Raw genomic sequence first — 13,299 nt, forward strand, 5'->3', positions numbered from 1 at the left:
CTACAATGCGCGCATGAGTGATTTCCCTTTCAACTGGAAACGCCCGGCCGGGCAGGCGCTGGAGCTGGCGCTCAACCGTGCATTGGCGCTGGATCCGGACACCCGTACCCGGCTGCGCGCATTGGACGGTCAGCGCATTGCCCTGCACCTGGTCACGCCACCGCTGGCGCTGCAGGTGCGGGTGGACGGTGAGGCGTTACGGGTCGGGCCGGTGGATCCGGCGCAGACGCCGGATCTGGGCGTGCGTGCCACCCTGGGCGGGCTGCTGCGCCAGCTGCCGGTGTTTGCTGACAACCCGGCGGCGCCGACCGGCACCTTGCGGATCGAGGGCGATGCCGAGCTGGCGCGCTGCCTGCAACGGCTGGCCCGCGGCTTCGACCCGGACTGGCAACAGCCGTTCGTGCAGGTGTTCGGCGACGTGCTGGGCGTGCAGATTGCCAACGCCGTCGCGGCTGCCTTCAGGCAGGCGCAGACGGCCGGTCGCAATCTGGCCGGCATGGCCGCCGAGTACCTCACCGAGGAAAGCCGCGACGTGGTGCCACGTGCCGAGCTGGAGGCGTTCTACGACGATGTCGATGCCCTGCGCGACGACGTCGAGCGGCTGGCGGCCAAACTGGCTCGCCTGCGCCGTGCGCGGGGGCTGGCCGCATGAAGTCGGTGCTGCGGGCCTGGCGGATCGGCCGGGTATTGTTGCGCTACCGGCTGGACGCCCTGCTGGACGGCACGCCCGCGGAGCGCTGGTTGCGGCTGATGCGGCCGTTCGTGCCGCGGGCGTCGCGCGATGTCGCCACCCTGTCGCGTGGTGCGCGTCTGCGTCTGGCGCTGCAGGAACTGGGGCCGATCTTCGTCAAGTTCGGGCAGATTCTGTCCACCCGGCGCGATCTGCTGCCGCCCGATATCGCCGACGAGCTGGCATTGCTGCAAGACCGGGTGGCGCCGTTTCCCGGCGAGCAGGCACAGGCGCTGGTCGAGACCGCGCTGGGGCGGCCGATCGCGCAGGCCTATGCCCACTTCGATCTCACCCCGCTGGCCTCGGCCTCGATCGCGCAGGTCCACGCGGCGACGCTGCACGATGGTCGCGAGGTGGTGGTCAAAGTGCTGCGGCCGGGCATCGACCGGCTGATCGCCGCCGACATCGCCCTACTGCACAGCCTGGCCGCCATGGTCGAGCGCATCCATCCGCGCGCCGACAAAATCCGCCCGCGCGAAGTGGTGGCCGAGATCGAGAACACCCTGGCCGCCGAGCTGGATCTGCTGCGTGAGGCCGGCAACGCCAGCCTGCTGCGGCGCAACTGGCTGGGCTCGCCAGATCTGTACGTGCCCGAGGTGATCTGGAGCCACACCGCCGAGTGCGCCATGACCATGGAGCGGGTACGCGGTATCCCCTCCGACGACATCGTCGCACTCGATGCGGCCGGCATCGACCGCAAGGCGCTGGCGGCCAAGGGTGTGCGTGTGTTCTACCAGCAGGTGTTCCGCGACAACTTCTTCCACGCCGATGCGCACGCCGGCAACATCTGGGTGGACCCGGCGCGGAAAGACGATCCGCGCTTCATCGCGCTGGACTTCGGCATCATGGGCCAGCTCTCCAGCGAGGATCAGTACTACCTCGCTGAGAACTTCATGGCGATCTTCAACCGTGATTACCGCCGCATCGCCGAGTTGCATGTGCAGGCCGGCTGGATGCCGGCGCACATCCGCATCGACGAGCTGGAAGCGGCTGCGCGCGCGGTCTGCGAGCCGTACTTCACCCGCCCGCTGAGCGAGATCTCGCTGGCCGAGGTGTTGGTCAAACTGTTCCGCACCGCACAGCGCTACGAACTCACACTGCAACCGCAGTTGATTCTGCTGCAGAAGACTTTGCTCAACATCGAGGGCCTGGGCCGCCAGCTGGATCCCAAGATCGACATCTGGGCGGTGGCCAAACCGGTGCTGGAAGACATCCTGGCCGAGCGCTACAGCCCGCGCCGGCTGGCAACTGAACTGCGCAAACAGCTCCCGGAGCTGGTCACCCGTGCACCGGAGATGCCGCGCCTGCTGCATGCCTGGCTGCAGCAGCAGGTGGATGGTCGGCACACGCTCAACATGCATTCGCCAGACGTGCGCGCCATCACCCAGGCATTGCAACAGATGCAGCGGCGCATTGTCGCCGCCATGCTCGGCATCGGGCTGCTGCTGGCGGCGGTGCTGCTGTATGCGCTGGAGGCCGGCGGGCCGAGGCTGGGGCCACTGCCGGTTTCGGCCTGGATTGCCGGGTTGGGCGGCGTGTGGGCGTTGCTGGCAGCGTGGCCGCGCGCGCCGCGCCACTGAGACGCGCTGCAATTGTGTAACCACCGACTGTGCCGCTAGGGTGCGCGGCGACAGGCGAGGAGCATGTGCATGGGGGATTGCCGATTGCATCAACACCACCACACAGCAGACACAGGGCACGCGCATGAGCACGGCCACAGCCATGTGCCGACCGATATCCGCCACGAGCGGCCGCTGTGGTTCGCCTTCGGGCTGACCCTGCTGTTTCTGCTGGTGGAAGTGGCCGGCGGGCTGTGGAGCAACAGTCTGGCGTTGCTGTCGGATGCCGCGCACATGCTGACCGACGTCACCGCGCTGGGCATTTCGCTGCTGTCGGTGCGGCTGGCCCGGCGGCCGGCCGATGCCCGCCGCACCTATGGCTATGCGCGGCTGGAAGCGCTGGGTGCGCTGGTCAATGTCGCGCTGCTGTTCGTGGCGGCTGCCATCATCCTGCTTGAGGCGGTGCAGCGCGTGGCCGCGCCGCAGCCGGTGGCGTTTGGCCCGATGCTGTGGGTGGCATTGACCGGGCTTGCGGTGAATCTGCTGGCGATGCGCCTGTTGGCCGCCGGGGCCGGCGAGAACCTCAATGTCCGTGGCGCCTACCTTGAGGTGTTGAGCGACATGCTCGGCTCGCTGGGGGTGATCATCGGCGCAGTGCTGATTCACCTGACCGGCTGGCTGTGGCTGGATCCGCTGATCGCCGTACTGATTGCGTTGTGGGTGCTGCCGCGAGGCTGGGTGTTGCTGCGGGCGGCGGCGCAAGTGCTGATGCAGGGCGTCCCGGCCGGGCTGGAACTGGAGCAGGTACGCGCCGCCATGCAAGCAGTGGCCGGCGTGGCGGCGGTGCATGACCTGCATATCTGGGCGCTTGGCTCGCGCGAGCCAATCCTGACCGCGCACGTGTTGCTGCAGGAAGGCGTGCACGACGGCGATGGGGTGCGTGCACAGGTGGCGGCGGTGCTACGCGAGCGGTTTGCCATCACCCATGCCACCTTGCAGATGGAGGCGCGCCATTGCGGCGAGGCGCATCTGCATGACTGAACCGGTACCGGCGCTGCCAGTGCTGTACCGCGACACGGCACTGGTGGTGATCAACAAGCCTGCGGGGTTGGCGGTGCACGGCAGCCGGCTGCTCGGCGGTGAAACCGAGTTCGTGGTCGAGTATCTGCGTGACCAGCTCGGCCAGCCGGTGTTCCCGGTGCATCGGCTGGACCGCGCCACCAGCGGTTGTTTGCTGCTGGCGCTGGAGCGGGACATCGCATCGAGCCTGGGGCAGGCGATGATGTCGCGTGAAGTGGAAAAGACGTACTGGGCGATCTGCCGTGGTTGGCCGGCGGAATCGCAGTTTGTGGTCGAACATCCGCTCGATGGTGGCCCCGGCAAGCCGGAGAAAAAGCCCGCCCTGACCGAGTTTCGCGTCCTGGCCAGGTGCGAGCTCGACCTGCCCTCAGCCGGCTTTCCCACCTCGCGTTATGCCTGGCTGGAGGCGATCCCGCACACCGGCCGGTTCCGTCAGATCCGCCGGCATCTCAAGCACATCTCGCATCACCTGATCGGTGACACCAGTCACGGCGATGGTCGCCACAACCGCCATTTCCGCATGCTTGGCATTCACCGCATGCTGCTGCATGCCCGCCGGCTGGCGTTTTTGCACCCAGTGAGTGGGAAGCGCATCGAGGTGGTAGCCCCGGTGGATGCCGAATTTGCCCGCGCACTGGCATTGTTTGGTCAGTCCGCCGTGGATGCGGCGGGGTGACTACAATCGACGCATGTCTGTTCGCAGCAACGATTCCGCCGGAAACAACCTGGTTCCGCCGCTGCCACCGCAGGCGCCGCGGATGGCGCCCAGCCCTTGGCTGGAAGCGTTGGGACGCGCGGTGCTGCGGCTGGGCGGCTGGCGGGTGGAGGGGGCGTTTCCGGATCTGCCACGGCTGGTGGTCATCGCTGCCCCGCATTCGTCCAACTGGGACGGGATCTGGGGATTCGCCGCCAAACTGGCGCTGGGCATCCGGTTGAGCGTGCTGGGCAAGCACACCCTGATGCGTATCCCGCTGCTGTCGGCGTTTTTGCGTTGGCAGGGCGTGATCGGGGTGGACCGTGCCGCGCCGCAGGGGGTGGTCGAGCAGGCCATCGCCTTGCTGCGCCGCCCCGGCTCGCTCTGGTATGCGATCGCCCCGGAAGGGACGCGCAAGCCGGTGGCCCGCTGGAAGCCCGGGTTCTGGCGAATTGCCCGCGGCGCCGGGGTGCCGGTTCTGGCGGTGGCCTTCGATTACCCGCATCGGCGCATCGTGATCGGCCCGGTGTTCACGCCGGGTGAGGACATGGACGCCGACATCGCCCGCATCCAGCGTTGGTATGCGCCGTTCAAGGGGCGCTGCCACGACGTCGTACAGCCCGGTTGAGCGACTGGCCAAACACGGCAAAAAGTGACGCATTAGGCCATATTGGCGCCTGATGGCGGCTTTAGTCACACACCAAACCCCCGTCCGGGCTCTTGGCGCAGTATTATTTGCTTGCCCACACATTCAGCGATAAAGCCCGATCCATGCCGGGCGGAATCGTGCACAGGAGCGGACAGAGTTGGTGCAGATGCGGTCAGGACGAGAGGCGCTGAGTACGCAGCCGCGCATGCTGCGGCTGGCGCCTGCGTGTGCGCATCGGCTCCCGGGGGGCTGCTGATGCATCTGTTCGATCTGCTCTACAGCAGCGACCCGGGGGTGGTGTTCGCATTCTGGGTCGGGCTCAGTATGAGTCTGGCCTCGCTGGTGCTGTTTTTGGTCGTGCTGGTTTTGCGCAAGCTGTCGCAGCGGCGGGAGCGTCAGCACCGGCAGGCGCTGGCACGCTGGCAGCAGATTCTGACCGAAGCCATGCACAACGGTGTGCCGCCACATCTGCCGTCGTTGCCGGTGCAGGACATGACCGGCTTCATGGAGGCCTGGAATGCCCTGCATGCGCTGCCGGAGGGCAAGGACAATCCGGGCATGCATCAGGTGGCCTGGGCGATCGGGCTTGCGCCCAAGCTGGAGAAAATCGCCCTGCGCGGCCACTTCCACGATCGGGTGATGGCCATCATCGCGCTCGGCCATCTGCGCAGCGTTTCCAGTTTCAGCCGGCTGGAGCCGCTGCTCGCCGACCCCAGCCCGATCATCTCGATCAGCGCCGCCCATGCGCTGATGCGGATCGATCCGATCCGCGCGGTGCAGCGGGTGGTGCCGCAGATCGTCGCCCGGCACGATTGGGTGGATGGTGGTGTGGCGCAGCTGTTGAGCGAAGCCGAACCCGACATCGTCAAGGATCCGCTGCGCAGCGCCGCCTTGCGCACCAATGATGAGATTGCCTCGCGGCTGGTGCGCTTTTTGGCCGATGTCAGCCCGGAGGCGGCGACGGAGGTCATCCGGGCGGTGCTTTCCGAGCCGCATGACGAACACCTGGTGTCCACCTGCTTGCAGGTCATGACCGACCCCGCCGATCTGGACAAGGTGCGACCGCTTCTGGCACATCCGCGCTGGCATGTGCGCATGCATGCGGCATCGGCCCTGGGCCGGCTTGGGCAGCGCCATGACGTGGAAATCTTGCTGCCGCTGCTGGCGGATCCGCAGTGGTGGGTACGCTATCGCACGGCGCAGGCAATCGCGCATCTGCTGGGTGGTGACGTGGCCATGCTGAGCCAGCTGCGGGATGCCCAGCAGGATCGCTTTGCGCGCGACATTCTCACCCAGGTGATCGCCGAGCAGACCCTGGAGGCGGCATGAGCACGCCGGCTTTCGTCATCGGTCTGGCGCCAACCCTGGAAGCCCTGCAGTGGTTCTTCCTGCTCTATTTCGTCTGCATCAATGCGGTGTACCTGGGGCTGAACTTCATCTCCATGTACACCATCGTGCGCTATGTCCGCGAACATGGCGTGAGCTACCGCGCCCGCACCTTTGCCCAGTATCAGCCGCCGGTCAGCATCCTGGTGCCGGCCTATAACGAAGCCAGGACCATCGTCGCCACCGTGCGTTCCCTGCTGCGTCTGGATTACCCGAACTTCGAGGTGGTGGTAATCAACGATGGCTCCACCGATGACACCCTGAAAACAGTGGTGGAGGAATTCGGTCTGGTGGAATTTCCCGAGGCCTATCGCGCCCGACTCAAGACGGCACCGATCCGCCGGCTCTATGTTTCGCCCGGGCATGGCCGGGTACGGCTGGTGGACAAGGACAACGGCGGTAAGGCCGATTCGCTCAATGCCGGCATCAACACCGCACGCTATCCATTGTTTTGCGTGGTGGATGCCGACTCCATCCTGCAGAAGGACAGTCTGGCGCGGGTCGTGCAGCCGTTCCTTGAGGATGCCCGGATGATCGCCACCGGCGGAGTCATCCGGGTGGTCAACGGCTGTACGGTCCAGGACGGGCTGCTGAAAGAGATCGATCTGCCTGACAGACTGCTGCCCGCGATCCAGGTGCTGGAGTATCTGCGCGCCTTCTTGTTCGGGCGGCTGGGCTGGTTGCCGCTCAATGCGTTGCTGATCATTTCCGGGGCCTTCGGGGTGTTTTACAAGGAGCGGGTGATCGCCGCCGGCGGTTACAAGAGCGATCTGGTCGGCGAAGACATGGAAATGGTGGTGCGTCTGCACGACCGCATGCGCGAAGAAAACAGGCCGTACCGGATCGCCTACGTTCCGGATCCGATCTGCTGGACCGAGGTGCCTTCCGATCTGCGCTCCCTCTACGGCCAGCGCACGCGCTGGCAACAGGGGTTGGCCGAAAGCCTGTTTGGCAATCTGCGGCTGATGTTTCGGCGCAATGCCGGGGCGGTGGGCTGGTTGGCATTCCCGTTCATGCTGCTGTTTGAATGTCTGGGCCCGCTGGTGGAAGTGCTGGGCTATGTGTCGGTGATCATCCTGTGGCTGGCCGGGATGGTGTCGATGCAGGCGTTCTGGGTGTTCCTGTTCGCGTCGATTGGCTTGGGTATTCTGCTGTCGGTCAATGCCATGTTGCTGGAAGAGGTTTCATTTCAGCTCTACCCGCGGCCACGCCAGCAGCTCAAACTGTTTGTGGTTGCCATTCTCGAAAACTTCGGGTATCGCCAGATGTTGTCTGTGTTCTGTGTGATCGGACTGGTGCGCTGGATGCTCGGTCGCTCAAGCTGGGGGCATATGCGCCGCAAGGCGGATTGGCATGAGGAGGAAGAAGAAATGATGGTTAGCCCAGCGCAGACAGCGCAGACAAGCGGGGCGGCTGCCGCTCCTGGCAAGTCCCGCGAGGTGACGCCGTGACTGCGCTTGCATGGCTGCTGTTGCAGAGCGGGGCGATGCTTGCCGGGCCGGTGGATCTGCCGCAGGCGGTATCGGCAGCCGTTGCGCAGGAACAAGAACAAGACCCGGAGGTGATGCGTCTGCGCGAGGCGCGTGAGCTGGCGACCTCGGGCGATCCGGCGCAACGGCAACGGGCGCTGGCGATGTACGACGCCATGTTGCAGGCATCGCCTGGCAATACCGACGTACTGCTGGCACGCGGTCGCACCTATGCCTGGGCTGGGCGTTATCAAGAGGCCGAAGCCGATTTGCGCGCCGTCACCGCGGCCAAACCCGGCTACGCCGATGCCTGGTCGGCGCTGGGTGATCTCTACCTGTGGAGCGGGCAGCCACGGCTGGCCGCAGACGCTTATGCACACTGGGTGGCGCTGGAGCCGCAGTCGCCAGCGCCCTATCTCGCCCGCGGGCGTGCCTGGCGGGCGGCTGGTGAGCGCGAGGCTGCACGTGCCGATTTCCTGGCGGCGGGCGAGCGCGGAACCGCAGCGGAGGAGGTTGCCGATTTGCTGGCCAGCGTGCAGATCGCCACACCGGACGCATTGCGGAATGACGGCTATCGCTGGCAACTGCGCGCGAGTTGGGATCACACCGGGTTCGATGGCGGCCGCACGGCATGGAATGACACCACCGTATCGGTGCGGCGCCGCTTTACGCAAGGTTCGCTGGCCCTGGAATGGCTACAGGCCGATCACTTCAGCCAGCGCGATGCGGCCTGGGCGCTGGACGGTTACGCCGGGCTGTGGTCGCGCGCCTATGCCAATCTCCGTTACCAGCAGGGCCCAGCCAACGGCGTACTGCCGCGGCAAAGCTGGCGCGCCGAGCTGTTCCAGGGCGTGGGCGCGGGTTGGGAGCTGTCGGCCAGTGTCGATCACCTACGTTTTTCCGGGACGACGGCGTTCTACGGGGTCGGGGTGGGCCGCTACTGGGGTGACTGGTATGCGCGCTACAAGCTCCAACATGTGCCAGGTGTGGCTTCCGGCAGTTGGAGCCAGCGCCTGTTGCTACGCAACTACTACCGCGGCAATGGCGATGATTATCTGGAGTTGACCGTCAGCCATGGCCGCAGCGCGGATCTCGACCGCGGTGGTGCGTTGGTACGCAACGCCAGTGCTGCCTTTGGTGCTGCCTGGGTGCGCTATTTCGGCACCTGGGGTTTCAAGCTTGGCGCAGGTGGCGCCAACGATGCCGACGGTTTCCACGAGCGTGAATTTTCGGTTGCCCTGTATCGTCGCTGGTGATGAAACGCTACAACCCACCCCGGCCTGCGCGTGGCAGGCGGAACACGGCGGCTGCGCGCCTGTGGGCGTGGCTGCCGGCATTGCTGCTGGCGCAACTGACCCTGGCCTTGTGCGCCCTCATCCGTCAGCCGGTCAGCAGCGGCCAGCCGCTGCTGCTGGCGCTGGTGGCGATTGGTAACCAGCTGCTGTTTCTGTTGCGTGCGCAACCTGTGCTGCTAGCGCTCGGCTGCCTGCTGGCAGCGCAGCGGTTCCAGCGCCTGGCTGTCTGGACGGTCGGTTTGCTGTGGGCGCTGTTCCTGCTGGCCCAAGGCGTGCTGGAGTTGTATTTCCGCGGCGCTGGCGTGGCGCTGGGAGCTGATTTGTTCGGGTACAGCCTGGAGGAAATCCGGACCACGCTGGGCGGTGCCTCCGGCACCGTACACGGCGCTGACCTGCTGGTACTGCTGGCCCCGCTGCTGGTGCTGGGGCTTGTGTTGGGCTGGCGGTCGCGCGCAGATGTGTCGCCACCCCGCTGGGCATGGCTGCCAGGGTTGGCGCTGGCCGGTGTGCTGGCCTGGGCGTTACCGCTGGCACCGGGGGCCACGCTGTTGGACGGTGAAAGCGCCCGTCAGGCCGCGCGCAGCAAAGGCGCCTATTTCGTAGCCGATACGCTGCGCTGGTGGCGTGGTGAAAGCGCCCGTCAGGCCGCGCGCAGCAAAGGCGCCTATTTCGTAGCCGATACGCTGCGCTGGTGGCGTCTCCGGATACTGGCAAGGACGGTACAAGGCGGTGCCTGGCCATTTCTCCATGAAGAAAACACCCCGGACACATTGGGGCCGTACTTCGGCCCGACCCGTGACGGCCGTCCGCCCAATGTGGTGGTGATCGTGGTCGAGGGGTTGGGCCGGTCGTTCTCCGGGCCGGAGGCCCCGCTGGGCAGCTTTACGCCCTTTCTCGACGCATTGGCCGCGCGCAGCCTCTATTTCGACAACTTCCTGGCCAACCAGGGGCGCACGTTCGGTGTGCTGCCGTCGTTGTTTGCCTCGCTGCCAATGGCCGAGCAGGGGTTTGCTGCCCTGGGGCCGAACATGCCAGCGCATGCCGGGTTGTTCAATGTGCTGCAGCGGCAGGGCTATCACACCCGTTTCTACAGTGGCACCGACACCAGCTTCGACAACGAACGCCTGTTTCTGCAACGTCAGGGCGTGCGCGATATCGTCGATGCACGCACCTTCGGGCCAGGGTATTCGCGCAATCCGTTCAGTAGTTGGGGCTATCCCGACCGTGAGCTGATAACGCGTGTGCTGGCCGATGCGCCGCGACTGCCCACTCCGTTTGTACTGGGCGTGCAGACCATCAGCATGCACACCAGCTACCGTTTTCCTGGCCAGGACATCTACAAGGCGCGTCTGGAGCAACATCTGGCCGCGCTTGGGATTCCGCCGGAGCGCCGTGCGGACTATCGGGCGCAGGCCGACATCTACAGCGCTATCCTCTACACCGACGACCAGCTGCGTCGCTATTTCGAGCAGGTGGCGCGCATGCCTTGGTATGCCGACACCATCTTCGTGATCACCGGCGACCATCGGCTGCCGGAAATCCCGATGGCGACGCACATCGAACGCTACCATGTCCCGCTGATCGTGTTCTCGCCGCTGCTGCGGCAGCCGGCGCGGATCCAGGCAGTGTCCTCGCATCTGGACGTGACGCCTTCGCTGCTGGCCCTGTTGTCCAACACCTATGGGCTGAAACGACCGGCGCGGGTCACCTGGACCGGGCGCGGGCTGGACCTTGCGGCAAAGTTCCGTAGTCTGGGCGAGTTCCCGCTCAAGCAAACCAAGGCCAGCCCGCTCGATTTCGTTTCCGGGCGCTGGCTTCTGCACGATGACCGCTTGTTCGAGCTGCAGGAAGGCCTGCGCACGGCCGAAGTCGAGGACGCTGACCTGAAGGCCAGAGTGCAGTCTCGGCTGGACCGTTATGAAACCGCCAATGCCGCCTTCCTGCAGCGTGGCCAGTTATCGCCGGACGGCGATCAACCGGCACTGGTGCCGTATCGTGTGTCTGCCGTCTCCGCGCCGCGGTCAGCGCCGGTGACTGCCCCCGGGCTGGGTATCGATACGGTGGCATTGTCGGTCGGGAGCGAGGCAGTGACGGTGCAGGCGGTCTTTGTCAATGGCGATGCGCAGCCGTCGCGCACGTTCGTGCCGCTGGCGGTTTTCACCGATGCGGCTGGAAACGAACTCCATGAAGCCTACGGCCCGGCCTTGACCCTGGCGCCGGGGGCCACACGTGCGGTGCAGTTGCGCCTGCCGTTGCCGGCACGGCCTGGGCAATATTTCGTGGCAGTGCGGCCATCCGATCCAGACGATGGCAAGCCGGTCGGTCGTGGGCGTTATCACCTGCCGGTTGACATCCGGGAGGCGGCACGGTGAGCCTGCGCACGAGCCGCTGGCTGCTGTTGCTGCTGCTCGTCTGCACATGGCCTGTCTGGGCGCAGGTGCCTGCGCCGCGTGCAGTGTGGGTGTGGGAAGAGGACACCGGTGCCATGCTGGAATCTCCGCAGGTGGCTGATGAGGCATTGGCGTTTTTGCAGCGCAAGCGCATCGGCACGATGTACCTGTATGCCGACGCTTATCAGGGCCGCAATCTGCTGGTGCAGCAGCCGGCGCGTTATCACACCCTGATCCGCGCTGCCCATGCGCGTGGCATCCGCGTGTATGCGCTGCTGGGGTCCTGGCACCTGCATACCGAACGCTATGTGCTGCCCTGGTACCGGCAGCGGGCGGTGGCCATGTTGCAGCGGGTGCTCGACTACAACCAGGCGGCACCGGACGATGCCCGTTTCGACGGGGTCAACTACGACATCGAACCGCATGTGCTCGATCGCTGGAATGATCGGAGCCGCGAGCGTCTGCTGCGCGGGTTTCTCGACATGACGGCGGCGATGGTGGCGGCACGGGATCGTTCCGGCCAGCGCCTACCGATCGGTCCGGCGATGCCGTTCTGGTGGGATGGCATCACGCTCGACTGGCGCGGGGTGCGGGGGCCTGTCAGCGCCCATGTGATTGCCATGACCGACTATGTGGCGCTGATGGATTACCGCAACCGCGCCGCCGGGCGCGACTCGATCCTCTCCCACGCCGAAGACGAGCTGGCCCAGGCCAAGGCAGCGGGGAAAACGCTACTGATCGGCCTGGACTTCAACCCCGGCGAGCCGGCCAAGCTGAGTTTTTATGGCATGGACGAGGCTGCCTTCGAGCACGAAGCCGCTCAGGTCGAGGCCGCCCTGCACGGGCATCCCGCCTTTGCCGGCTTCGTCTTCCATCACTACGCCGGTTACCGGCGCTTTGTTGGTGAGCCCGTGCCGGAATGACAATGGGTGAGGGAAAGCATGGAGACCGCGCCCCGGCATCACCGGGGCGCATGCTTACAACCGGCTTGGCAGTTTCTGCATCAGTCCAACGCCTTACCACCCAGCTTCCAGGTCAGCTGAAGGAAGAGGCTGCGACCGATGCTGTCAAACCATGAAGTGTCGTAGTAGGGGTAGTTGCCCCAAGTCCGATCCCTGGGCGGCATCTGGTTGAACAGGTTGTCGATCATCAGCGTCAGGCGTAGATGATCATTGACGGCATAGCGAGCACTGGCATTGAAACGCCATGTGGCGTGGATCCAGGCATCGTTGTCGTAGTTGGCGACGCGCCCGAGGTAGGTGCCGAAAATGCTGGCGCCCCAGGTGCCACGGCTCCAGTCCGCTCCAAGATTGCCTTTGGTGCGCGGCAGTGTGGCATCGCTAAACGTCACCGCCAGCATGTCTTCGATGGGGTCCCCGGGGTACTGCTGGCGAGTATGGCGGCGGGTCCAGTTGTAGTTGCCGGTCAAACGCAGATCACCGAGTGCAGTTTGGATGCGGTAGTTGGCCGTTACATCGATGCCGGAGGTTTGTTCTCGGGCGATGTTGATCGGCGCAAAGTGGACGCTGGTGATGTCGCCGTTGGCATCACGGATCACCCGCGCAAGCGCGTCCACGCAGGTTGGTGAGTGAATGTCCACCGGTGCACCGGTATCGGTTTGGCCGAGCCGGCAGTCGGCCTCGGTCTGGCGCAGCCGATCGCGACTTTGCGCTTGCACCTGGTTGTTCACCCGGATTGTGTAGTAATCGATGGCAATATCGAACGCGCTACTAGCAGCCTGTTGAAATTCGACCCGGCGAAGCCCCCGACTCGGTCGGCAGCGCGGATTTCTCGCTGCTCAGGCGCTTCGCAAGCGCGTCCCGCGCTCTGAATAAGCCCGATTTCGGGCTTCCGGGCGCACCTTCCCCGCCGGGGCCGCCATCACGCGGCCCCCGCGGCGATCAGCTTCGGCAGGCGGACGAGGTTGCTCGCCGCCATCGCCAGCTGAAACAGCGCCTCGACCTTCGTAAGGCCGCGCTGCTTGACCTGACGCATTCCAGCAGCCGCCTTGAGCCATCCGAAGTGCGTTTCGATCCAGGCGCGCGTC

General features: G+C 65.6%; 12 protein-coding genes. 10 read left to right on the forward strand and 2 right to left on the reverse strand.

Annotated elements, in window-relative coordinates; translation table 11 throughout:
- Positions 1 to 13: 13 nt before the first annotated feature.
- The 10 genes from BUA29_RS08615 to BUA29_RS08660 all read left to right on the forward strand — a co-directional run bounded on the left by BUA29_RS08615 (position 14) and on the right by BUA29_RS08660 (position 12,175).
- A complete protein-coding gene (locus tag BUA29_RS08615; protein WP_072756179.1) occupies positions 14 to 652 on the forward strand; it encodes a ubiquinone biosynthesis accessory factor UbiJ in 639 nt (212 codons plus the stop codon).
- On the forward strand, positions 649 to 2,310 hold the full coding sequence (gene ubiB, locus BUA29_RS08620) for a ubiquinone biosynthesis regulatory protein kinase UbiB (protein ID WP_072756180.1): 1,662 nt from the start codon (positions 649 to 651) through the stop codon (positions 2,308 to 2,310). Before BUA29_RS08615 ends, ubiB begins: the two co-directional genes overlap by 4 nt.
- Positions 2,311 to 2,379: 69 nt before the next feature.
- The gene (locus BUA29_RS08625; RefSeq protein WP_084602421.1) at positions 2,380 to 3,330 is read left to right on the forward strand and encodes a cation diffusion facilitator family transporter; all 951 of its coding nucleotides are present in this window, start codon (positions 2,380 to 2,382) and stop codon (positions 3,328 to 3,330) included.
- Positions 3,323 to 4,045, forward strand: a complete 723-nt coding sequence (locus BUA29_RS08630) for a pseudouridine synthase (protein ID WP_072756182.1) — start codon at positions 3,323 to 3,325, stop codon at positions 4,043 to 4,045. The genes BUA29_RS08625 and BUA29_RS08630 overlap by 8 nt, the downstream gene beginning before the upstream one ends.
- 13 nt (positions 4,046 to 4,058) lie before the next feature.
- Complete coding sequence (locus tag BUA29_RS08635; RefSeq protein WP_084602423.1) at positions 4,059 to 4,691, forward strand: lysophospholipid acyltransferase family protein; 633 nt, start codon at positions 4,059 to 4,061, stop codon at positions 4,689 to 4,691.
- A 276-nt stretch (positions 4,692 to 4,967) separates the two neighbouring features.
- Complete coding sequence (locus BUA29_RS08640; RefSeq protein ID WP_072756183.1) at positions 4,968 to 6,041, forward strand: HEAT repeat domain-containing protein; 1,074 nt, start codon at positions 4,968 to 4,970, stop codon at positions 6,039 to 6,041.
- Positions 6,038 to 7,549 carry a glycosyltransferase family 2 protein gene (locus BUA29_RS08645; RefSeq protein ID WP_072756184.1) on the forward strand — a complete coding sequence of 504 codons (1,512 nt, stop codon included), beginning with the start codon at positions 6,038 to 6,040 and terminating at the stop codon, positions 7,547 to 7,549. The genes BUA29_RS08640 and BUA29_RS08645 overlap by 4 nt, the downstream gene beginning before the upstream one ends.
- Complete coding sequence (locus BUA29_RS08650; protein ID WP_143148863.1) at positions 7,546 to 8,823, forward strand: YaiO family outer membrane beta-barrel protein; 1,278 nt, start codon at positions 7,546 to 7,548, stop codon at positions 8,821 to 8,823. The genes BUA29_RS08645 and BUA29_RS08650 overlap by 4 nt, the downstream gene beginning before the upstream one ends.
- Positions 8,823 to 11,234 carry an LTA synthase family protein gene (locus tag BUA29_RS08655; RefSeq protein WP_072756186.1) on the forward strand — a complete coding sequence of 804 codons (2,412 nt, stop codon included), beginning with the start codon at positions 8,823 to 8,825 and terminating at the stop codon, positions 11,232 to 11,234. The genes BUA29_RS08650 and BUA29_RS08655 overlap by 1 nt, the downstream gene beginning before the upstream one ends.
- Positions 11,231 to 12,175: a hypothetical protein gene (locus BUA29_RS08660; RefSeq protein ID WP_245770531.1), complete on the forward strand. Its 945-nt coding sequence runs from the start codon at positions 11,231 to 11,233 to the stop codon at positions 12,173 to 12,175. Before BUA29_RS08655 ends, BUA29_RS08660 begins: the two co-directional genes overlap by 4 nt.
- Positions 12,176 to 12,255: 80 nt before the next feature.
- Here the strand turns inward: BUA29_RS08660 and BUA29_RS08665 are convergent, their stop codons facing one another.
- Both BUA29_RS08665 and BUA29_RS08670 read right to left on the reverse strand, forming a co-directional pair.
- Positions 12,256 to 12,969, reverse strand: a complete 714-nt coding sequence (locus tag BUA29_RS08665) for a TonB-dependent receptor domain-containing protein (RefSeq protein ID WP_084602422.1) — start codon at positions 12,967 to 12,969, stop codon at positions 12,256 to 12,258.
- Positions 12,970 to 13,133: 164 nt separating this feature from the next.
- The coding region (locus tag BUA29_RS08670) for a transposase (RefSeq protein WP_178137912.1) at positions 13,134 to 13,299 on the reverse strand (166 nt) is incomplete at its 5' end.

It is taken from the genome of Thermomonas hydrothermalis (assembly GCF_900129205.1).
In the GTDB taxonomy this organism is placed as follows: Bacteria; Pseudomonadota; Gammaproteobacteria; order Xanthomonadales; family Xanthomonadaceae; genus Thermomonas; species Thermomonas hydrothermalis.

Coding starts and splice junctions, on each gene's coding strand:
- BUA29_RS08615 (WP_072756179.1), top strand. CDS start 14: ATGAGTGATTTCCCTTTCAACTGGAAACGCCCGGCCGGGCAGGCGCTG.
- BUA29_RS08640 (WP_072756183.1), top strand. CDS start 4,968: ATGCATCTGTTCGATCTGCTCTACAGCAGCGACCCGGGGGTGGTGTTC.
- BUA29_RS08635 (WP_084602423.1), top strand. CDS start 4,059: ATGTCTGTTCGCAGCAACGATTCCGCCGGAAACAACCTGGTTCCGCCG.
- BUA29_RS08645 (WP_072756184.1), top strand. CDS start 6,038: ATGAGCACGCCGGCTTTCGTCATCGGTCTGGCGCCAACCCTGGAAGCC.
- ubiB (WP_072756180.1), top strand. CDS start 649: ATGAAGTCGGTGCTGCGGGCCTGGCGGATCGGCCGGGTATTGTTGCGC.
- BUA29_RS08625 (WP_084602421.1), top strand. CDS start 2,380: ATGGGGGATTGCCGATTGCATCAACACCACCACACAGCAGACACAGGG.
- BUA29_RS08630 (WP_072756182.1), top strand. CDS start 3,323: ATGACTGAACCGGTACCGGCGCTGCCAGTGCTGTACCGCGACACGGCA.
- BUA29_RS08655 (WP_072756186.1), top strand. CDS start 8,823: ATGAAACGCTACAACCCACCCCGGCCTGCGCGTGGCAGGCGGAACACG.